Below are 18,854 nucleotides of genomic sequence, written 5' to 3'. Positions count from 1 at the left end.
GACGCGGGAGTCTGACGTGCAAGGGGATCGGGGTGCGGACCGGGCAGCTCACAGCCGTGGTACGGGTGGGGTGAGGCGCACTCCTCGGCAGGATGGGAGTCCCCGTGGCCGTCGCCGTCCCGATCGAGTGCCCCGCCCTTGTGGTGTTGGCCGTCGCCGGTGCTGATGGGCGCCGGCTGGGCTGCCACGGCGCCGCCGGTGACGTGCGCGGAGGCACTGTCTGCTCCGGCAGCGTGGGTGTAGAGGAAGGCGAACAGCAGAGCGGCCAGCCACAGCAAACGCAGCGGTCCGGCCGTTCGCCGGGACCGCGGCGCCCTGAAGGGAGTCCGAGCCGTCACCACGTCGTGACTCTATCCGGCGCCCGGGACGCACTGTCCAGCGGCCCCGTTGTCGATCACGCCAATCAGCGGTCTCGGCGAGCTCAGAGTCCCGAACGCAGGCCGTCGAATGGGCACGGCAGAAGGCCGACGGCGGAGCGCGGGTCGAGACGCGGCGGCGATGGCGGGATCCGAAGCCTGCTCGGCAGGGCGGCACCGGCTGAGGCGCGGCGACGTCATACTTCCGCTTCCACGCGCCGCCGCCCTCTGGGTGTCGCAGCCAGTCCGGGTGACCCGCTACGGGCGCTCTTGCCGGCGCGGGCAGAACCCAGTGTCCGCCTTGCCCGGCGCGGTGCGCATCGTGGTGCCTCCGGTCAGCCGAGGGCGCCGAGGAGTTCGTTGCACGCCTGTTCGCAGGAGCGGCAGGCTTCTGCGCACACGCGGCAGTGTTCGTGCATGTCCGCGTGGGAGGCGCATTCGTCGCCGCACGCCTGGCAGGCTGTGGCGCACGCGGTGAGGATCGCGCGGGTGATGTTGGCGTCGTAGCCGGTGTGGCGGGAGAGTACTGCGGCGGTGGCGTTGCAGATGTCGGCGCAGTCCATGTCGGTGCGGATGCACTTGGTCAGGTCGCCGACCATGCCCTCGGACAGGCAGGCGTCCGCGCACGCCGTACACGCCTGAGCGCAGGCGATGCACTGCTCGATGCAGCGGGTGAGCTTCTCGCGGTCCACTTCACCGAGGTCGGCGGGGTAGGTGGCGAGCATGTCCTTGACGGTGCTGGACATCGTTGCCTCCTTCGCCCTGGGGCCGGCCGACCGGGCAGTCCGCCTCACGAGTCCCGGGTCCTCCTTCCAGCTAACGCTCCCCGGCGCCATCGCGCCCGGCCGCGACGCCGCCGCGACCGGGAGGTCCTCCCTGCCGACTGCATGGACACGGTCGCCTGCACGCGCCGGGGTCAGTTGGTGCCGAGCATCTCCCGCATGTGCGTGATCTCCGCCTTCTGGGCGGTGATGATGTCGTCGGCGAGTTCCTTGGCGGGGCCGTAGGCGCCTTCCCTCTTCTCGGTCTCGGCCATGGTGATGGCGCCTTCGTGGTGCTTGATCATCTGGGTCAGGAACATGGTGTCGAAGGCTTTGCCGGAAGCGCCTCGCATGTCGTTCATCTGCTGGTCGTTCATCATGCCGGGCATGGACGAGGCGTCGCCGTGGTCCATCCCGTCCATGCCGTCCATGCCCCGGGGAATTTCTTCACCCCAGGCCGTCAGCCAGGCGGACATGGTCGCGATCTCCGGCTCCTGGGCCTTCTTGATCTCCTCGGCAAGGGCCTTGACGTCGCTGGAGGAGGCCCGGGTCTCGGCCATGTCGGCCATCATGACGGCCTGGCGGTGGTGCGGGATCATGCCCTGCGCGAAGTCGACGTCCGCCTGGTTGTGCTCGCCTGCCGGGACCGAGACGGACGTGGTAGGGCTGGGAGAGGTGGCGGCAGAGCCGTTGCCGTCGTCTCCACAGCCGGCCAGGAAGAACGCGGAGGCGGCGACGGCTGCGGCGGCCAGGGCGGTACGGCGGTGCAGGGCGCGGGTGGTCTTCATGGGGGCTGGCTCCTCTGGGTCGAAGGGGATCAGGAGATACCTGTACGCGCTGCGCAACTCCTGTCGGCGGGTGCCACGCCGCCGAGACGTCCGCTGGTCATGACGGCCGCCTGGTGCGGGCCGGGGTGATGGCGTGGCGGAACAGCGCGGCGGCGGCGAGAGTGAGTCCGGCCAGCCAGGCCAGGGCGATGAGCAGGGGGCCGGTTTCGTCGAAGCCCGGGGTGACGGCGGCGTCGATGAGGACGCGGGTGGAGCCGTAGCCGGGCAGGGCGTGCGCCCAGGTGGGCGGGTCGGGGTGGAGCATGGGGCTCTGTTCGATGCCCAGGTCGATGAAGGGCAGCAGGAAAGCGATCAGCACCCCGCCGACCCGGCCGAAGAGCGGGCCGAGAAGGACACCGATAAGGCCATAGGTGAGGGCGATGAGCACGTTCGCGGCGATGTAGAGGCCCCATTGGCGGGCGTCGAAGACGGTCGCGGTCACCGCGAGGGAGGCGGCGGTGGCCAGGAGCGCGCCGAGGACGACGACGGTCAGGCGGGAGGCGAGCAGCCTGCCGGGGCGGAACCCGGCGATGGCGAGCCGCTGGTCGCCTGTGCTGGCGTTGAGGATCGTGAAGAGTCCGGCGAGAGTGGCAAGGGAGGCGGTGGCGATCGGTGCCATGGTGCCGCCGTGGATGTCGGGCAGCCACGCCTGCTGGACGGTGGTGCGCCCGCCTTCGCGGACGGTCAGGGACGTGGACTGCTCGGGGGTGGTGGCCACCGCGAGGAGGACGAAGACCGTCGGCACCGCGATGAGCAGCACCCACAGCACCCGGTTGCGGCCGGCCTCCCGCAGCCCCGCGCGCACCCCCGCGGTCAGTTGGGCCCTCGCCGAGCCGGGCCTGGCACGGCGTCGGGCACGGGCCGTGCGGCTGGTGGCGGTGATCACCGTCCAGCTCACCGCGACGGCTGCCGCCGTCCAGGCCAGGGCCCAGCCGAGATCCCCGGGTCGGCCGCCGTGGCCGGAGGGCACGTCGAGCATCCACAGCGTCACGAAGTGCGTCGGGAGCACCCGGGTCGCCGCGCGGTCCGCAGCACCCAGGACGGGGCCGAAGAAGACGTCCAGGATCCACACGAACAGCACGAGCACGGTGCCGTTGACGGGGCTGGCCACCGTCGCGCCGATCAGCGCCCCGATGGCCAGGTAGATCACCGCGTACATGAGCGTTCCGGCCAGCACCCGCCATGGATCATCGCCGAGGCCGGTCCGCAGCTGGAGGGCCAGCAGAGCTGCCGCCGCGGCAGTCACCGCCAGGGCCAGGCCGGCGCCCATACGTGCGGCCACCAGCCGGCGGGGCGCCAGCCCCGAGATGATCAGCCGGCGATCAGCCGAGCGAGAGGCGCGCATCTGGAAGTACATGGCGATCGCGGCGATGAATCCCGCGGCCCAGCCGGCGGTGGCTGTCTGTACGGCGGGCCCGCCGGTGCCGCCGAGCAGCTCGGCCGCGTCCGCCAGCGGGCGTGCGGCCACCACCACGAACACCACCGGCACCAGCACGAGGACGAGGAGGTTCACCGGCGTCCGGGCGGACTCGAGGAGGAAACGGCGAGTGAACGGCAGGACGGTCATCGGTGCACCGCCCTGCCCTCCCGCAGTTCCACGATGCGGTCGAAGCGTTCTTGATCCGTGACGAAGTGGCTGATGATCAGCACCGAGCGGCCCGCCGTGCGGCGCTCGGCGACCAGGTCCCAGAACCTCAGGTAGGTGTCGAAGTCGAAGCCGGCGTATGGCTCGTCCAGCAGCAGCACCTCGGGATCGGCGAGGAGTGCCAGGCCCAGGTTCAGCTTGGCGAGGGTTCCGCCGGACAGCTGGTCCGCGCGGGTGCCGGCGTAGCGCTCGAAGCCGAGGGCGGCGTAGATCGCGCGGCGCGAACGTCGTTCCGCCTCGCCGGTCATGGCGTAGGCGTGGCCGAACAGCTCGAAGTGCTCGTCGCAGGTGAGGCGTTCGTAGACGACCGGATCCTGCGGGCAGTAGCCCATCCGGCCGGTGTGGGTGACCGTTCCGGCGTCGGCGGTGAGCGCCCCGACAAGGATCTTCATCAGCGTGCTCTTGCCGGAGCCGTTCTCCCCGACGATGCCGACCACCTCGCCCGGGGCCAGGGTGAGGTCCACGCCCCGCAGCACCGGCGTGGTGCGGCGCGCCGGCCACGGGCCACGTCGGTACGCCTTCTCGATGCCGGCCGCCTCCAGCAGCGGGCGGGCGGTTCGCGGTTCGTCCCCGGAGCGGGGCTGGGGTTCGTTCACGTTGTCACCTCCCCGGGCTCGGGTGGGCCGGTTGCGTCGGGTCACAGGCCGGGGGCGCCCCAGAGCGGGAACCAGCGGCTCAGGTCCTGCTCGATGCGCAGGTCGTCTTTGAGTACGGTCTTGACCCAAAGTTCCAGCGGGTTGTCGCGTGTGTTGGCGAGCAGCGGGGCGAACGGGTGGAAGGTGTCGCGCTTGGAGAGGTAGACGAGCGCGAGCGGGCGCAGTTCGGCGTCGTGGAAGGCGACCAGGGAACAGAGGAGGTGCGGGCCGAAGTCGCTGTCCTGCAGGGAGGTGTTGACCGCGTGGAGGTCGCTCACGAGGGCGGGCAGGTCGTCCGGTGGACGGCGGGAGAGCAGCCAGGAGTATCCGTAGGTGTCGCGGCTGAACTCCACCGGGGAGCCGCCTCGTTCGGAGTCGGCGGTGAGGAGGGCTCGGACCTCTTGCTGGACGTGAGCGAAGGCGCCGCCTTCGATCGCTGCGAAGTACGCCGATCCCATGCCGGTCGGGGTGAAGCCGATGGCCGCCTGGAGGTGATCGCAGCCGGGGGCAGGGCGAAGAGCTGGTCCAGGTCGGGCCGGATCGGCTTGCTCCGGCCGAACAGCACATCCCAGAAACCCATGGGCCAGCGTCTCCTTCGCTCAGTGCCTGCCTGGTTCGCCGCCCGTCGCCAAGCTCTGCGGAGAGCTCCGCGAGCGACTCCAGCCGGCTTTCCAGGGTGGGGTGGGTGGAGAACAGGTTCGCCACCGCGGTGCCGGGCCCGAGTGCGGGGGTGAAGAAGAACGCGTTGAACGCCTGGGCGGTGCGCAGGTCCTCGGTTGGGATGCGGGCGATGTTGCCGCTGACCTTGGTCAGTGCCGAGGCCAGGGCGGATGGCTTGGCGGTCAGCATGGCCGCGGCCCGGTCGACGGCCGGCTCGCGGTGGCGGGACAGGGCCCGGATGAGAAGGAAGCTGACGGCGTGGACGAGGGCCGAGACGGCCGTCACGGCCAGGAAGACGGCGGCGGTGTTCTGGTCCCGCTGGCTGCGCCCGCCGAACAGCTGGGAGCAGTAGGCGAAGCGGACGATCAGCCCGGCGATGACGCCCAGGAACGAGATGGTGATCACCGCCACGTCGCGGTGGGCGACGTGGGAGAGTTCGTGGGCGAGGACGCCTTCGAGTTCCTCGGTCTCCAGACGGCGCATGAGACCGGTGGTCACGCAGACCACGGCGTGGTCGGTGTCGACGCCGGTGGCAAAGGCGTTGGGCAGGTCCATGTCGGAGACCGCGACCCGCGGCTTGGGCATGTCCGCGCTCGCGCACAGCCGGTCCACGACCCCGTGCAGCCGCGGCTGCTCCTCGGGCGTGACGAGCCGGCCGCGCATGGCGTACAGGGCGATGCGGTCGGAGTACCAGTACTGGGCGCCCAGCAGGGCCGCGGCGATGACGACTACGAGGACGACGGACTTGAGCAGCACGATCAGCGCGGCGATGAACGCCACGTAGAGCAGTCCGAGCAGGAACATGGTGACCGCCGTGCGGGCGGTCAGCTGTCGGTCGGGCTCGAATCGGCTGCGCATCGCCATCACCCCGTCAGTCTGGGATCAGGCCCTCGTCGGACAGCAACTCGCGTACCTGCGGCAGGCTGGTCGTCTCGTCGGGCAGCACCAGATCCGATGGAGTGATCCGCTCCTCGGGCAGCGGTGTGCCGAGGCTGCGTACGGCGTCCAGCAGCGCCGACAGGGCGGTGGCGAAGGCCGTCTCGTCACCGGCGTCGGCGGCTTTCTGCAGGGCGGTGTCCAGGTGGTTGAGCCGGTCGAGGTGCTCGTCGGCGATGTCGTACTGGCCCTCGCCGAGAATCCGCATGATCATGACTTCTCCTCCTGTTCCGGCCGTCCTTCCCTTGCTTCCACCGCCTGCGGAGCGGACCCGCTCGGCAACTGTGCCTTCATCCTGGCCAGTTCGAGCTCCACGTCCTGGTCCGCGGTGACGCGCTCCAGTTCGGCCTGGATGTCGTCCCGGCCGGCCGGCAGGGTGGCGTCGTCCAGTGCACCGGAGGCGATCAGTTCGTCCAGGGCGCCGGCGCGTGCCTGCAGCTGCTCGGTCTTGTCCTGGGCGCGCTGCATGGCCAGGCCCACGTCGCCCATCTCCTCGCCGATGCCGGTCACGGCCTCGGTGATCCGGGTCTGGGCCTCGGCTGCGGTGTAGCTGGCCTTGATGGTCTCCTTGCGGGTCCGGAAGGCGTCCACCTTGCCTTCCAGGCGCTGTGCGGCGAGCGTGCTTGTCCTCCTGCTCCTTCAGCGACGTGTGCTCGGCTTGGAGGTCTGTGATCTGCGCGGCCACAGCGGTACGGCGGGTGAGCGCCTCGCGGGCCAGGTCCTCGCGCCCGGCGGCCAGCGCCTGCTCGGCCTGGCCCTGCAGTTTGTCGGTGGACTGCTGGAGTCGGCTGAGCTGGAGTTCGACCCGCTTGCGGCTGGTCGCCACGTCGGCCACCCCGCGCCGCACGCGTTGCAGCATCTGCAGCTGCTGCTCGTAGGAGTAGTCCAGGACCTCGCGCGGGTCCTCGGCCTTGTCCAGCGCCTTGTTCGCCTTGATCGGGAACAGGGTGGTGATGCGTTGGGTGATGCTGGTCATGGTGACCTCCTTGCTCGCCGGCTATCCGTCGGGTTCGCGGGTTCAGCCCCCGGCCGCGCGGCTGCGCCACCGGCTCGCCCGCTGCTCACCGGCAGCCGAGCACCACTTCCATTGTCCGGGCGTGGGTCCCGCGTGGCAGTTTGATCGTGTGCCGTGCGGCCTTGTGCTGGTCACGGTCTGCTCCCGGAATCAGGTGGAGAAAGAGAGAAGCACCCGGCGGTGCCGGGTGCCGTGAGGCAGGTGTGACGCAGCCGCAGGATCACTGGAGCACACCTTGCACCGCGCAGCCCGCTGCCGCGCGACCCTGAGCTCGCCTCCGAGCCGCATTACCGCCCATGCGGCGGCCACCGCCGAGCAGTGACACCGGCAGTCCGTGGCGGACACGGGCTGCCGGTGCACCGGTGCTCCGGCAGGCGTACAGGGTGTCCTGCTCCTCGAGCCGTCCTCGGTCAGCCGTCCGGCTGACCCCGCAGCTTCTTCGAAAGGCATGTCTCACGATGACCACGGCCGACCACGCCGAGCCCGCATCCGTTGTCACCCCGGTCGATCACCGCAGAGAGGTCGCGTCGGAGACCGCCCGGTTCGTCGCAGCGGTCAGGGACGCCGACCTGGCGACCGCGGTGCCCAGCTGCCCCGGCTGGACGCTCGCCGACCTCGTCAAGCACACGGGCAGTGTCCAGCGATGGTTCCGGCCCTGCTGCGGGCGCGCATCCAGGAACCCCCGCGCACACGTGAGGTGGACCTGCGGCTCCCCGAACAGCAGAACGGATACGCCGACTGGCTGGCCGAGAGCGCGACCGTGGCCGCGGACGCCTTCGCAGCCATCGACCCGGACTTTCCCATGTGGGCGTGGGGCGTCGACCAGCACGCCCGCTTCTGGGCACGCCGCATGCTCTTCGAGACCTTGCTGCACCGGGCCGACGCCGAGCTCGCACTCGGCCTCCGGCCCGTCATCGACCGTCCGGTCGCCGTCGACGGGATCGACGAGTTCCTGGTCAACCTGCCCTTCGCGACCTTCTTCGCCCCCAAGGTGGCCGACCTGCGCGGCCCCGACAGGACCATCCGCTTCCGCACGACCGACGGAGACGACGCCTGGCTGGTCCGCCTGCGGCCCGACGGCTTCGGCCTGGACACGTCCCGTCCGGCCTCGGACACCGCTGATGCGACCGTCCGGGGAACCGCGGCCGATCTGCTCCTGCTCGTTTACGGCCGCCTGCCCTACGAGGCAGAGGCCCTCGCTCACGACGGGGACGAGGACCTGCTGGCTCACTGGTTCGCCAACTCGGCCTTCTGAGGCACGACGGGCTCCGACAAGGGCCCGCCTCAGCCAAGCTTGAGGAGGCCGGCGTCGACGACCGCGCGGCCGAAGGGGCTCGCGAGTTCGGCGAGACGCTCACAGCCGGCGTCACCCAGAGGCGCGTAGGCGGGAAGGGCGACGATCTGCAGCAGAACCTCGACGGAGCGGCACGGATCGGAATCGGGGGCGTACTGCACACCAGCGCCGCCGACACCCGCCGCCAACCCGCCGAACGCTTCGGGATCGGCGCTTGACCGCGCACCCCGAGCGACGGCATGAACATGGTGTCGCATTCAAGTAAAGTGCCCTGGATGGAGACCACCGGGCCCGAGGAGATCGACAGCGAGCAGGCGCCGCCCATGGCACCCCTCTCGCAGCTTCGTGAGCCGCCTGCGACGAAGCGTGGAGCACGGACACGGGCCGCATTGGTGCAAGCCGCGCTGAAGGTGTTCGAACGGGACGGCTACCTCGACACCCGCCTGACCGACATCACCAAAGAGGCTCGATGCGCGGCAGGATCCTTCTACACCTACTTCGCCAACAAGGAAGAGGTGCTTGCCGCCGTCCTCCTGGAGGCGCAGGAGGACATGATGCACCCCGGCATGGGCCGGGTGCAGGATGCCGACGATCCCTGTGCGGTCCTCGAAGCGAGCAATCGCGCGTATCTGGAGGCATACAGAAGGAACGCGAAGCTGATGGGCCTGCTCGAGCAGGTCGCGCAAGTGGAGCCGGACTTCCGCGAGTTCCGGAGCCGGCGCGCCGACGCGTTCATCCGCCGCAATGCCCGCGGCATCGCCGAACTGCAGGCGCGAGGTGTCGCAGACCGTGGGGTCGATCCGATGATGGCCTCCCGAGCGCTGTCGGGCATGGTCAGCGTCATGGCCTACAACGCCTTCGTGCTCGGCGAACGGCAGGAAGGGGCCACGCCTGTGGACTTCGAGGAACTGGTGTCCACGGTCACCCGCCTCTGGGCGAACGCCCTCCGGTTCCCCGGCCACCGCTGACCCGGCGGCCGGACCGCCCTGGGGGGTGTCTCGTCGATCAGGCCGGATCAGGGAGCGGCGCCTGGTGCCGTGCGTCGCAAGGCGGAGGAGGGAGCCGATGCGATGGGGGTGCTCGAGCGGAGCCGAGAGCTTGGGGGAATCGGGGACCGACGACAACGCGACGAGGCGCGGCGCCAGACGCCGCGAGCCCGGCATGATCGGCGAGACGTCCCCCAGGCCTTCCGGTGTCGGAAGCGCGATGCCCGCCACGCCGTGCCACTCCGTGGGCGAGACCGCGGCGCCACCGGATTCAATAGGCTTGCATGGCAGCAGCAGGTCAGCGTGCTTCGGGGAACGCCTGAGCCGACCGGACGCCGCTGCGCCGGTCCCCGGGCGTCACGGGACCTGAGGCAGGACATCGGCGACCGAGGACAAGGTGGTGTCCAGCGGTGGAGAAGCGGATGACGGAGCTCAGCGAAAGCCACGACGATCCGTTCGCCCAGCACCTCGCCGCCCTGGCGGTTCTCGACGACCGGGGCGTCGTGGTCGGATGGAACCGGCGGGCCCAGGAACTGCTCGGTCATCCTGACACCGACGTGATCGGTCGTTCGGCACTCGGCGTCCTTGTGGATCCTGGCGATCTGCCGGCTGTCCGAGAGGCCGCGGCGGGCGCCAGGAGAGCCGGCGGCTGGTTCGGGGTGCTCAACGTGCGGCACCGCGACGGCCGGCTCGTGGAAGTGGGTCTCAGGGCCCACGCGCTCTGGCGCGACGGCCGGGTCCGCGAGTGGTTGCTCGCCGGGGCGCTCGCGGATGACGTCCTAGTGGCAAAGGGACCGCGCGGTTCTCGACGGCTTGTACCGCCGGTGCCCGATCGGCCTGGTCGTCCACGGCCCCGACCTGAGACTTCTCCGGGTCAACCGGGCCATCGAACGCTTCAGCGGCGTCCCGGCAGCGGACTTCCGGGGGCTGCCCACCGGCTGTTTCCTCCTCCCTGACGACGCGCGCAAGGCCGTGGACCGTGTGCGCCAGGTGATGGAGACCCGAAAGCCGTTGATCTACTCCGAGCAGTTCACTCGCCTGGAGCAGGATCCGGCACGCGAGCGGGTCGCGCTGGTCTCGTCCTTCCCGATGGAGGATCCCTCCGGCCGCATCCTGGGTGTCGCCGAGATGATCGAGGACATCACCGAACGTCATCGCGCCCAGCGCCGGCTCGCGCTCCTCGACGAGGCCGGCGGCCGTATCGGCACCACCCTCGACGTGGCCGAGACGGCCCGGGAACTCGCCGAGGTGATGGTGCCGCACCTCGCCGACCACGCGTCAGTGGACCTGCTCCAGCCGGTGACGCGCGGTGAGGAACTGGCGCGGCCCCTGGCAGGGCCGGTGGTACGCGTGGGAACCAGCGGCATCGGTGCCCAAGCCGTCCCGCCCCACCCCGAGCCGGTGGAGTTCGCGCCTGACACTCCCCAGGCCAGATGCCTGACCGAAGGACGGCCCGTCCTGGAAGCGGTGCTCCCGCCCGACTGGTTCTCCGCCGAAGGGCACCAGGGGGCCCGTGCTCCGGAGCTGGGCGCTCACTCGTTGATCGTGGTCCCTGTCGCCGCCCGTGGCCTGGTGCTCGGAGTGATGACCCTGTGGCGTTCGCGCCGTCCCGATCCCTTCGAGGCGGACGATCTCACCCTCGCCCAGGAACTCGCCGCGCGCGCCGCCGTCGCCATCGACAACGCCCGGCGCTTCACCCAGCAGCAGCAGACCGCGCTCACCCTGCAGAGCAGCCTTCTGCTGCGGGAAGTGCCGGACCAGTCGGCCGTCGAGGTGGCCCTGCGGTACCTGCCGGCCAGCGCGGCCTCCGGCCTGGGCGGCGACTGGTTCGACGTCATTCCCCTGTCCGGTGCCCGGGTCGCCCTCGTCGTGGGCGACGTGGTGGGACGCGGCATCCACGCAGCCGCCACCATGGGGCGGCTGCGTACCGCCGTACACACGCTCGCCAGCCTCGACCTGGAGCCGGACGAGGTCCTGTCCCGTCTCGACGACCTGGTCAACCTCCTGGCGGCCGAACAGGAGGCAGTCGGCGAACCGCCCGTGGGCGAGCAGGTCGTCGGCGCCACCTGCCTGTACGCCGTGTACGACCCGGTCTCCGGGCGGTGCTCCATGGCCCGCGCCGGCCACCCGCCGCCCGTGGTGACCGCGCCGGACGGACAGGTGTCTCTGCTGGACCTGCCCGCCGGCCCACCGCTCGGCCTGGGCGGCCTGCCGTTCGAGGCACGGGACGTCGAACTGGCCGAGGGAAGCTTGCTGTGCCTCTACACCAACGGACTGATCGGCGAACGTCACATCGATGCAGACGCCGGCCTGACCAAGTTGCGCGCAGCGCTCACCCGCCCCACCGACGCGCTGGAACGCACATGCCAGGCGGTGGTCGACTCGCTCGTGCCATCGCGCCCCAGCGACGACGTCGCCCTGCTGATCGCCCGTACGCGCATGCTGCAACCGGACGATGTCGCCTCCTGGTGTCTGCCGCTGGAGCCTGCCAGCGCCGCTCGGGCCCGGGACCTGACCTCCGCGAAGCTGACCGAATGGGGACTGGAGCACTTGGCGTTCAGCACCGCGTTGATCGCCAGCGAACTGGTCACCAACGTCTACCGCTACGCCGGCGGTCCCGCGACCCTGCGGCTGATCCGTGAACGGTGCCTGGTGTGCGAGGTCGGCGACGCCAGCCACACCTCACCCCACCTGCGCCGCGCCCGCACCACCGACGAGGGCGGGCGCGGCTTGTTCCTGGTGGCCCAGATGACCGAACGCTGGGGCACCCGGTACACCCGCGAGGGCAAGATCGTGTGGACCGAGCAACCACTGGCCGGCATGTTCGCCTGACGCACCTGACGCACCTGACGCACCTGACGCACCTGACGCACCTGACGCACCTGACGCACCGGCACCGTCACCGTCACCGGACAACGGGCGCCGACCGCCCGACCGAGACGGCTCACTCGGCTGCGGCGAGCAGCCGTGCCTCGCTCTCCTCATACAGCCGCCGGGTCTCGACGCTGTCGGCGGTGCGGCGCCGGTGGTCCAGACGGCTGCCCAGCCAGCCCGCCAGGTAGCCGAACGGGATGGAGACCAGTCCGGTGGACTGCATGGGGAACCAGTGGAAGTCGGCGTCCGGGAAGAGGGCGGACGGCGTGCCCGAGACGGCCTCGGAGAAGACCATCAGCACCAGCGCGCAGGCCGCGCCGCCGTAGAGGGTGGCGACCAGGCCGGTGCGCGTGAACCCCCGCCAGAACAGGGAGTAGGTGAGCGCCGGTGCCACCGCCGATGCCCCGATGCAGATGGCCAGAGTGGTCAGCACGCCGACGTCCCAGTTCTGGACCAGGGTGGCGAGCCCGATGGCGACGATTCCCACGGCCACGCTCGTCCACGCCGCCACCGTCATCTCCGTGCGCGGATCCGCCTGCCCCCGCCGTCTCACGTGGGCGAACAGGTCATGGGCGAGCGACGAGGCCGCGGCCAGGGTCATTCCCGCGACCGAGGACAGCAGGGTGATGAACACCATGCCCGCCACGGCCGAGTAGAGAATCGTCGTGCCCGTGGAGCCGGGTGCTCCGCCGAGCATCTGCGACAGCATGAGCATCGACGTCCTGCCTTCCGGGTCGGCCGCGATGATGGACTGCGACCCCACCAGCGCTGCCGCACCCGTCCCCATGACGATCACGAGCAGGCAGAACGTGGTGACCGTGGCGACCGCCCAGGACATGGAGCGACGTACGGCGGGCACGTCCTGCGCCGAGTACAGACGCATGGTGATGTGGGGCAGGCAGGACACCGAGGACCACGGTGATCTGGAACCCGATGAAGTCCAGCCGCTCACCGGCCGAGGTGCCCAGTTGAAGGCCTTGCTGGAGGAAGGCGGGGCCCGCGCCGCTGCCCTGCTGGGCGGCCCTGAGCACGGCGCTGGGGCTCCAGTCGAAACGGTTCAGGACCAGGGCGGCGACGGCGAGGCTGGTGGCGAGCAGAAACACGATCTTGACCATCTGGACGAGCGCGGTGCCTCTCATGCCGCCGAGCGCCGCGTAAATGATCATCAGGCTGCCGACGATGACGATGCTGCCCGTCCTGGCGCCCGCCAGGTGCGGGAGGTCCAGGATGAAGGTGAGCAGCGACCCGGCCCCGGAGAGCTGTACGACCAGGAAGGGCACTGTCGCCGAAAGCGTCACCACGCAGGCGGCGACACGCACGGCCCGCCCGGGCATGTTGCGGGCCAGGACGTCACCCATGGTGAACCGGCCGGCGTTGCGCAAGGGTTCGGCCAGCAGGAACATCAGCAGCAGGAACATCAGCAGCACCAGGGACAAGGCGGTGCTGACCGCGAGGACGTAGCCGTCGTATCCGGTGAGCGCGACGATGCCGGTGGTGCTCAGCACGGTGGCCGCGGAGATGTAGTCGCCCGCGATGGCCAGGCCGTTCTTGAACGGGGTGAGCGAGCGGTAGCCGGTGTAGAAGTTGGCCAGGTCGTCGCGGTCCGGGCCCGCCATCACGCACATCAGCAGCGTGAGGGTGACCAGCACGGTGAACAGGAGAAGGACGGTGGCCTGCGTCCCGGAGCTGAAGTCGTTCATCTCGCCGCACCGGTGTTCCCGCCGGCGGCGACCGCCTGCTCCCTCACGGCGCGGGCCAGCGGATCCACCGACCGTTGCGCGCTGCGTCCGTACCAGAAGACCGCCGCGAAGGTCACGACGAGTTGGAGGACGCCCAGGGCCATGCCCAGGCTCAGCTCCCCGGCGATCTCGGACCCCATCAGGCCCGGGGCGGCGCAGGCACGAGCACGATGTACACCACGAAGGAGCCGAGTGCCGCGAGCGTGGAGGTCCGGCGAAGGAGGCGGTAGGCCGAGCGGAGGGCGGCGAGGTCGGCGCTGTGCCGATGAGTCTCGTGCGCGTACGGCTCGTTCTGCGCGTACGGCTCGTGCCAGGGGGAGCGACCGTCCGGGGCGTACCCGGGAGGGACGTCGTATCCGTATGACGAACGATCGGTGTGCGTCAGGGACCAACCCGGTGACGCTGATGGCGGATACCGGTTCTCGTCGGGGTATGTCATCGACTGGCCTTCCACTACGGCTCGGATCCGTGGAGATGAACGGGGAGTGGCTCAGCGGCGCACCATACCGACTGGTCGGCATGGCTGTAAGTAGGCGGTGGATCACGTTTCGGGGTCGATGCGGATGCGGCGCTCCGGACCGGGAAGCCGAGTGGTCCTGGGTGCCCTGAGGGGATCACGCTCTGAGAGGATCAAGGCATGGCGTACGCACCTATGCAGATCAATGCCCTCATCGTCGATGCCGCTGACCCCGAACGGCTTGCCGCGTTCTGGTCCGAGCTGCTCGGCAGGCCGGTCGTCGGCCGCATGGGACCGTACGTATGGCTGCGGCGCGAGAACGGCCTGGGGCTGGGCTTTCAGCGGACCGGCGAGCCCAAGTCGGCCAAGAACCGTATGCACTTCGACATCACCTCACCCGACCCGGCCGCCGAACAGCAGCGTGTCGAGGCGCTGGGTGGGTGCCGGTTGGAGGAGTACGCCGCCGGCGGGTTCCTGGTGATGGCCGACCCCGAAGGCAACGAGTTCTGCGTCATCCCCGAGGGCCCTTTCGAACTCGATGACGAAGGGCGCGCTGACTACCTCGCCTGACGTGCCGCGCGCCCGCCGCGTCGGCCATGAGAACCCGCTGTCCGGTTGCCGGAACACGGTGACAGACATCCGGGGTGCCGAAGACTCCGGAGTTCCCCGACCTGCTGCGCATGATCGGCGAACGGTCGACCGCCTTCCGTGCAGCGGTCGCCGCCGCACCCGGCACGACGCCCCCCCACCGCTACCTCGACCTTGCTCCGCGTCCGGGAGCCGGAGGAGTAGAACATGAGCATCCACCTGCACTTTCGCGCCGTCGCGGAGTCCGAGGTCCGCGACGACCACACCTGGCTCGCGGCGTTCATGTCCGAGGCTTGGGACAACCACCCCGACGAGGTCGCAGCGGGTATCGCCGGCTCGATCGACAAGGTCTGGAACTCCGTCAACGACCTCTACGCCGTAGCCGATGACCTCGACGCACACGCGCACGCGCACGCACGCGCCGACGCCGACAAGGCATGGACACTGCCGATCTACGGCGGCCGCCCCGTGCCGCACAGCGCCGACGCCGACCCCTCCGACCCGCCCATGATGATTCTGGAGCCGCCTGGGGTGTCACGGGCCGCGGACTTCCTTGCGGCTGTCTCCTTCGACGACTTGTGGAAGCGCGCCGGTGCCAAGCTGGGCGGCTGGGACGAGGCGCAGGCCAGGCTGGAGTTCCTCAACCATCACAGGGGCCTGCGGGGGTTCTACGGGCGGGCGGCTTCGGCGGGGCACGCCGTGGTCAAAGTGGTGTGGGCTTGAGAAGCGGCCGGCGTGGTCGCGTGCCGGGCGCGGTCACGGCATACTGACGCCTCATCCATTCAACAAAATGTTTAAGGAGGATGAGTTGGCAGCCTGCTTCAGAACAGTCACCGTGGTGGACGAGGCGCACCAGGCCCAAGCGGAGGCCCTCAGGAGCGCCTTCCAGGAGGCGATCGCACCCGCCACAGTCAATTACGACTTCGCGCGCATACGCGATGCCGCCGCCGTGCTCCCCGACAGCGACACCGTCAAGGTGATCCGCGGTTGGAAGCTGCAGGAGGAGGCACCGCTCGTGGTCATGGTGCTCTCCCTCAAGGAGGCGGTCCGTCAGGCGCTCCCCGCGGAGGCGGCTCAGGCGTCGTTCTGGGACACCATCGAACGCGACCTCGTGGACGCGTTCACCGGTCTCGCCGCGCAGGAGGGCGAACCAGGGCTGGCCTACTACGAGGAGCAGCCGGACCGCACCAGCTACTACCGCGATCTGTTCTTCGCACTCCAGGACCGCACCAGCTACTACCGACATGGAAGCCGGCGCGTACCTGTACGGTGTCGCCTTCTGCGCCGACGTCACCGTGGGCCTCGGCAAGGACCGTGTGGGGACCCTGGGCGTCGCCGACACCGCACCCTTCGCCGTACAGCTCAACGCGATCGTCGTACGCCAGAAACTCGCGAACGCGGCCTGACAGTCGGACAACGCCCGTCGCTTCCGTTCGCAGCCGTGCCCGGCGCGTCGTGCGTCCGGCTCCCAGGATCAGTCACAGCCCGCCGTCCCGGGCCGTGAGATCGCACAGCCCCTCGCGGCGAGGTCAGGGCGACCGGATCGCTGGACCGGATCGCTACGGGAGCAGTTCCAGGGTGACGTGCGGGGACAGCGCGCGCAGAAAGTCCGGGCCGTCGAACATCTCGCCTGCGGCGGCGACGCCGACCGTGCGGGTGCGGCCGGTGAGAACGCGGTCGAGGGCCTCCACGACGAGAGGGGCCGTGACGGCGTAGATGTCCTGGCCGTGGGCTGTCGCGCGGCGTTCGGTGCCGCCCGAGCGCACGACCGCGTCGATGAGGAAGGTCTGGTCGGACCGCCCGTTCTCGTCGGCCGCGATCGGGGTCGGCGTGTCCGGGGACGCGATGTCACGTACGGCCCGGACCGTCATATAGGTGGTCACGTCCGGGATGGACAGGTGGCTGGACACGGTCACCGCGTCGGCCATCGTGAACTCCCCGATCACCGGCTGGGGACCCATCGGTTCGGGGAAGCGCCACTCGAGGGTCGGCGGGGCGTCGGTGCGGTACTCCCACTGGCCGTTCGCGAAGCGCAGGCGCCGCTCGCCGCGTCGTTCCCGCGAGACCGCACCCGAACGCCGTGTCCCGGCGGTGGGGTGCCAGCTGCTCAGGCCGTAGGCGATGTGTGCCTCGTCGGCCTTGGCCCAGTCACCCATGGCCGCGGTGGCCAGCAGGTCGCCCAGACCGCCGAAGAAGGCCATCGCCGGAACGATCACCGCGCCTGCCTCCCGTGCCCGGTCGGCGAAGTGCGCGAAGGTGTCGATGTTGGCCTCGAGTTCGGCCGCCACATCCAGGTACGGGATCCCGGCCCGCAGGGCGGCCTCGATCACGGGAGCCGTCGTAGAGGCGAACGGTCCGGCACAGTTGATCACGGCTGCGGTGCCGGCCAGCGCACGGTCGAGCGAGTCCGGGTCGTCGACCGACGCCGTACGGGCCTCCAGCCCGGCCCCGGAGGCCAGCGCCTCCAGTTTGCCCGCATCGCGGCCGGACAGCACCGGGACGAACCCGCGCTCGACCAGCTCCGCCACGACGAACCGCCCGGTGTGTCCGTACGCTCCGAACACCACCACTGTCTGGCCCGATCCCATACGCCCGCTCCCCGTACTCGCCCGTACTCGTCCGCACTCGTCTGTGCCTGGACGACCCGCCGCCGATCCCTGTCGACCCGCGGCGCTCTGTCACGGAGATCCTGACGCGGAGCAACACCCCCACACGAGTGTCTGCAACGACATGACCCATACACTTCCGGACATGCCCACCGTCGCGTTGGCCATCACCGATGGCATGCTGCACCTCGAACTTTCCCTGGCATGCGAAGTGTTCGGCGCCGACCTGACCCACATAGTGGACCCCTGGTACCGCTTTTCGCTCTGCGGACCGAGCCCCGTACGACTCGGCCGCTTTCACCTGGAACCCGACCACGGGCTCGACCACCTGGCCCTCGCCGACACCGTGATCGTCCCGGGCTGGGCCGACACCGACCAGGACCCGCCGGCCGAACTCGTCGACGCGGTACGCGCAGCCCACGAGGCGGGCGCGCGCGTGGCCTCCCTGTGCACGGGCGCCTTCGTCCTGGCCGCCGCCGGACTGCTGGACGGCAAGCGCGCCACCACGCACTGGGCCCACACCCGGGAACTGGCCAGGCGCCACCCGAAGGTCACGGTGGACCCGGACGTCCTCTACGTCGACAACGGCAGCGTGCTCACCTCCGCCGGCAAGGCCGCCGCCATGGACCTGTGCCTGCACCTGGTACGCCTCGACCACGGCTCGTCCATCGCCAACAAGATCGCCCGGCGCCTGGTCGTACCACCCCACCGGGACGGCGGCCAGGCCCAGTTCATCGCCACCCCCGTCCCCGAGCCGGGCAACCATCCGCTCGCGGACCTCTTCCCCTGGGTGATGGGGCGGCTGAACGAGCCCCTCACCGTCGAGGACCTGGCCCGCCAGGCGCAGATGAGCTCACGCCACCTGGGCCGCCACTTCAAGCAGGTGACCGGCACCACCCCGCTGCAGTGGCTCCACACCCAGCGCATCCGCTACGCGCAGGAGCTGCTGGAGACCACCGACGACACCGTCGATACCATCGCCACGGCCACGGGCATGGGCACCGCCACCACCCTGCGCCGCCACTTCGCCCGCACGGTGGGCGTCCCACCGGACACCTACCGCCGCACCTTTCGCTCCCAGACCCGCTTTCACCACTGACAACGCCCCTTTCGAGCTGCTCACGTGCCGCTCGTCGCGTTGTCGTCACTCTCCCCCACGCTCGAACGAGCTCCCGCGCGGGGCACGTCGCGTTGTCGTCACTCTCCCCCACACTCGAACGAGCTCCCGCGGGGGCATCCCCATCGCTCCGCATCGGCTCCCTCCTCCGCCTTGCGATGCACGGCACCAGACGCCGCTCCCTGATCCGGCCTGATCGACGAGACACCCCCTAGGCTCCGTGTCGTGGAGACGTTCTGGATCATCGCGGTGGCCGTTCTGTGGGGTGTCGGGACCGGCCTGCTCATACCGCGTGCCGCCTACCGGCTTTCGGTGACGCCGGAGGAGCCCTGGCGGAAGACCTGCCCGGAGGGACACC

Annotated in this window: 14 protein-coding genes and 8 pseudogenes; 9 read left to right on the top strand and 13 right to left on the bottom strand. The window is 70.2% G+C overall.

Translation table 11 applies throughout. From position 1 onward, the window contains the following. Positions 1 to 691 precede the first annotated feature (691 nt). From ACSU6L_RS00110 to ACSU6L_RS00075, 8 genes and pseudogenes are all read right to left on the bottom strand, one after another. Positions 692 to 1,102 (bottom strand): four-helix bundle copper-binding protein, encoded by a 411-nt coding sequence (locus tag ACSU6L_RS00110; RefSeq protein ID WP_437052233.1) that lies wholly within the window; start codon positions 1,100 to 1,102, stop codon positions 692 to 694. Positions 1,103 to 1,272: 170 nt separating this feature from the next. Then, positions 1,273 to 1,905 (bottom strand): DUF305 domain-containing protein, encoded by a 633-nt coding sequence (locus ACSU6L_RS00105; protein WP_437052231.1) that lies wholly within the window; start codon positions 1,903 to 1,905, stop codon positions 1,273 to 1,275. A gap of 97 nt (positions 1,906 to 2,002) precedes the next feature. Continuing rightward, positions 2,003 to 3,511 (bottom strand): ABC transporter permease, encoded by a 1,509-nt coding sequence (locus ACSU6L_RS00100; protein WP_437052229.1) that lies wholly within the window; start codon positions 3,509 to 3,511, stop codon positions 2,003 to 2,005. Next, positions 3,508 to 4,185 carry an ATP-binding cassette domain-containing protein gene (locus ACSU6L_RS00095; protein WP_437052227.1) on the bottom strand — a complete coding sequence of 226 codons (678 nt, stop codon included), beginning with the start codon at positions 4,183 to 4,185 and terminating at the stop codon, positions 3,508 to 3,510. Before ACSU6L_RS00095 ends, ACSU6L_RS00100 begins: the two co-directional genes overlap by 4 nt. Positions 4,186 to 4,226: 41 nt before the next feature. Further along, positions 4,227 to 4,804, bottom strand: a pseudogene (gene pspAB, locus ACSU6L_RS00090) (PspA-associated protein PspAB). Between the two features lie 44 nt (positions 4,805 to 4,848). After that, positions 4,849 to 5,742: pseudogene (gene htpX / locus ACSU6L_RS00085) on the bottom strand (zinc metalloprotease HtpX); the annotation flags it as partial. Positions 5,743 to 5,755: 13 nt separating this feature from the next. Then, on the bottom strand, positions 5,756 to 6,034 hold the full coding sequence (pspAA, locus tag ACSU6L_RS00080) for a PspA-associated protein PspAA (protein ID WP_437052225.1): 279 nt from the start codon (positions 6,032 to 6,034) through the stop codon (positions 5,756 to 5,758). After that, positions 6,031 to 6,796 (bottom strand): annotated as a pseudogene (locus ACSU6L_RS00075) (PspA/IM30 family protein). The gene pspAA and the pseudogene ACSU6L_RS00075 overlap by 4 nt, the downstream one beginning before the upstream one ends. A 335-nt stretch (positions 6,797 to 7,131) precedes the next feature. On the opposite strand from ACSU6L_RS00075, the pseudogene ACSU6L_RS00070 reads away from it, so the two are divergent. Continuing rightward, positions 7,132 to 8,090: pseudogene (locus ACSU6L_RS00070) on the top strand (maleylpyruvate isomerase family mycothiol-dependent enzyme). 29 nt (positions 8,091 to 8,119) lie between these two features. Here ACSU6L_RS00070 and ACSU6L_RS00065 read toward each other — a convergent pair. Further along, positions 8,120 to 8,386, bottom strand: a complete 267-nt coding sequence (locus ACSU6L_RS00065) for a hypothetical protein (RefSeq protein WP_437052223.1) — start codon at positions 8,384 to 8,386, stop codon at positions 8,120 to 8,122. Between the two features lie 18 nt (positions 8,387 to 8,404). Here ACSU6L_RS00065 and ACSU6L_RS00060 point away from each other — a divergent pair, with 18 nt between their 5' ends. Both ACSU6L_RS00060 and ACSU6L_RS00055 read left to right on the top strand, forming a co-directional pair. After that, positions 8,405 to 9,097: a TetR/AcrR family transcriptional regulator gene (locus ACSU6L_RS00060; protein ID WP_437052221.1), complete on the top strand. Its 693-nt coding sequence runs from the start codon at positions 8,405 to 8,407 to the stop codon at positions 9,095 to 9,097. A gap of 440 nt (positions 9,098 to 9,537) precedes the next feature. Next, positions 9,538 to 11,947, top strand: a pseudogene (locus ACSU6L_RS00055) (SpoIIE family protein phosphatase). Positions 11,948 to 12,059: 112 nt separating this feature from the next. On the opposite strand, the pseudogene ACSU6L_RS00050 reads toward ACSU6L_RS00055, so the two are convergent. From ACSU6L_RS00050 to ACSU6L_RS00040, 3 genes and pseudogenes are all read right to left on the bottom strand, one after another. After that, a pseudogene (locus tag ACSU6L_RS00050) lies at positions 12,060 to 13,689 on the bottom strand (cation acetate symporter). Then, complete coding sequence (locus ACSU6L_RS00045) at positions 13,686 to 13,868, bottom strand: DUF485 domain-containing protein (protein ID WP_437052219.1); 183 nt, start codon at positions 13,866 to 13,868, stop codon at positions 13,686 to 13,688. Before ACSU6L_RS00045 ends, ACSU6L_RS00050 begins: the two are co-directional and overlap by 4 nt. Beyond that, entirely contained in the window at positions 13,868 to 14,167 is a 300-nt protein-coding gene (locus ACSU6L_RS00040) for a hypothetical protein (protein ID WP_437052217.1), read from the bottom strand. The genes ACSU6L_RS00045 and ACSU6L_RS00040 overlap by 1 nt, the downstream gene beginning before the upstream one ends. 198 nt (positions 14,168 to 14,365) lie before the next feature. On the opposite strand from ACSU6L_RS00040, the gene ACSU6L_RS00035 reads away from it, so the two are divergent. From ACSU6L_RS00035 to ACSU6L_RS00020, 4 genes and pseudogenes are all read left to right on the top strand, one after another. Further along, on the top strand, positions 14,366 to 14,755 hold the full coding sequence (locus tag ACSU6L_RS00035; RefSeq protein WP_437052215.1) for a VOC family protein: 390 nt from the start codon (positions 14,366 to 14,368) through the stop codon (positions 14,753 to 14,755). Between the two features lie 225 nt (positions 14,756 to 14,980). Further along, positions 14,981 to 15,496, top strand: coding sequence for a DUF1877 family protein (locus ACSU6L_RS00030; protein WP_437052213.1), 516 nt, complete (start codon positions 14,981 to 14,983; stop codon positions 15,494 to 15,496). Between the two features lie 67 nt (positions 15,497 to 15,563). Further along, positions 15,564 to 15,941: pseudogene (locus ACSU6L_RS00025) on the top strand (Type-2Aa cytolytic delta-endotoxin); the annotation flags it as partial. Between the two features lie 76 nt (positions 15,942 to 16,017). After that, complete coding sequence (locus tag ACSU6L_RS00020; RefSeq protein ID WP_437065237.1) at positions 16,018 to 16,179, top strand: hypothetical protein; 162 nt, start codon at positions 16,018 to 16,020, stop codon at positions 16,177 to 16,179. Positions 16,180 to 16,332: 153 nt separating this feature from the next. Here ACSU6L_RS00020 and ACSU6L_RS00015 read toward each other — a convergent pair whose 3' ends face one another. Next, positions 16,333 to 17,361: a saccharopine dehydrogenase family protein gene (locus tag ACSU6L_RS00015; RefSeq protein ID WP_437052211.1), complete on the bottom strand. Its 1,029-nt coding sequence runs from the start codon at positions 17,359 to 17,361 to the stop codon at positions 16,333 to 16,335. A 163-nt stretch (positions 17,362 to 17,524) separates the two neighbouring features. On the opposite strand from ACSU6L_RS00015, the gene ACSU6L_RS00010 reads away from it, so the two are divergent. After that, the gene (locus tag ACSU6L_RS00010) at positions 17,525 to 18,478 is read left to right on the top strand and encodes a helix-turn-helix domain-containing protein (RefSeq protein ID WP_437052210.1); all 954 of its coding nucleotides are present in this window, start codon (positions 17,525 to 17,527) and stop codon (positions 18,476 to 18,478) included. Positions 18,479 to 18,736: 258 nt separating this feature from the next. After that, positions 18,737 to 18,854 (top strand): annotated as a pseudogene (locus ACSU6L_RS00005) (prepilin peptidase); the annotation flags it as partial.

The organism is Streptomyces sp. enrichment culture, from assembly GCF_964272855.1.
GTDB lineage: Bacteria > Actinomycetota > Actinomycetes > Streptomycetales > Streptomycetaceae > Streptomyces.
Note: the sequence above shows the minus strand (reverse complement) of the source record. Positions and strands in the feature narration are given on the sequence as shown.

Excerpts from the sequence above, each read along its gene's own strand:
- ACSU6L_RS00045 (WP_437052219.1), bottom strand. The coding sequence starts at position 13,868 with ATGGGGTCCGAGATCGCCGGGGAGCTGAGCCTGGGCATGGCCCTGGGC.
- ACSU6L_RS00040 (WP_437052217.1), bottom strand. The coding sequence starts at position 14,167 with ATGACATACCCCGACGAGAACCGGTATCCGCCATCAGCGTCACCGGGT.
- ACSU6L_RS00010 (WP_437052210.1), top strand. The coding sequence starts at position 17,525 with ATGCCCACCGTCGCGTTGGCCATCACCGATGGCATGCTGCACCTCGAA.
- pspAA (WP_437052225.1), bottom strand. The coding sequence starts at position 6,034 with ATGATCATGCGGATTCTCGGCGAGGGCCAGTACGACATCGCCGACGAG.
- ACSU6L_RS00110 (WP_437052233.1), bottom strand. The coding sequence starts at position 1,102 with ATGTCCAGCACCGTCAAGGACATGCTCGCCACCTACCCCGCCGACCTC.
- ACSU6L_RS00020 (WP_437065237.1), top strand. The coding sequence starts at position 16,018 with ATGGAAGCCGGCGCGTACCTGTACGGTGTCGCCTTCTGCGCCGACGTC.
- ACSU6L_RS00015 (WP_437052211.1), bottom strand. The coding sequence starts at position 17,361 with ATGGGATCGGGCCAGACAGTGGTGGTGTTCGGAGCGTACGGACACACC.
- ACSU6L_RS00065 (WP_437052223.1), bottom strand. The coding sequence starts at position 8,386 with ATGCGACACCATGTTCATGCCGTCGCTCGGGGTGCGCGGTCAAGCGCC.
- ACSU6L_RS00060 (WP_437052221.1), top strand. The coding sequence starts at position 8,405 with ATGGAGACCACCGGGCCCGAGGAGATCGACAGCGAGCAGGCGCCGCCC.
- ACSU6L_RS00035 (WP_437052215.1), top strand. The coding sequence starts at position 14,366 with ATGGCGTACGCACCTATGCAGATCAATGCCCTCATCGTCGATGCCGCT.
- ACSU6L_RS00105 (WP_437052231.1), bottom strand. The coding sequence starts at position 1,905 with ATGAAGACCACCCGCGCCCTGCACCGCCGTACCGCCCTGGCCGCCGCA.
- ACSU6L_RS00100 (WP_437052229.1), bottom strand. The coding sequence starts at position 3,511 with ATGACCGTCCTGCCGTTCACTCGCCGTTTCCTCCTCGAGTCCGCCCGG.
- ACSU6L_RS00030 (WP_437052213.1), top strand. The coding sequence starts at position 14,981 with ATGAGCATCCACCTGCACTTTCGCGCCGTCGCGGAGTCCGAGGTCCGC.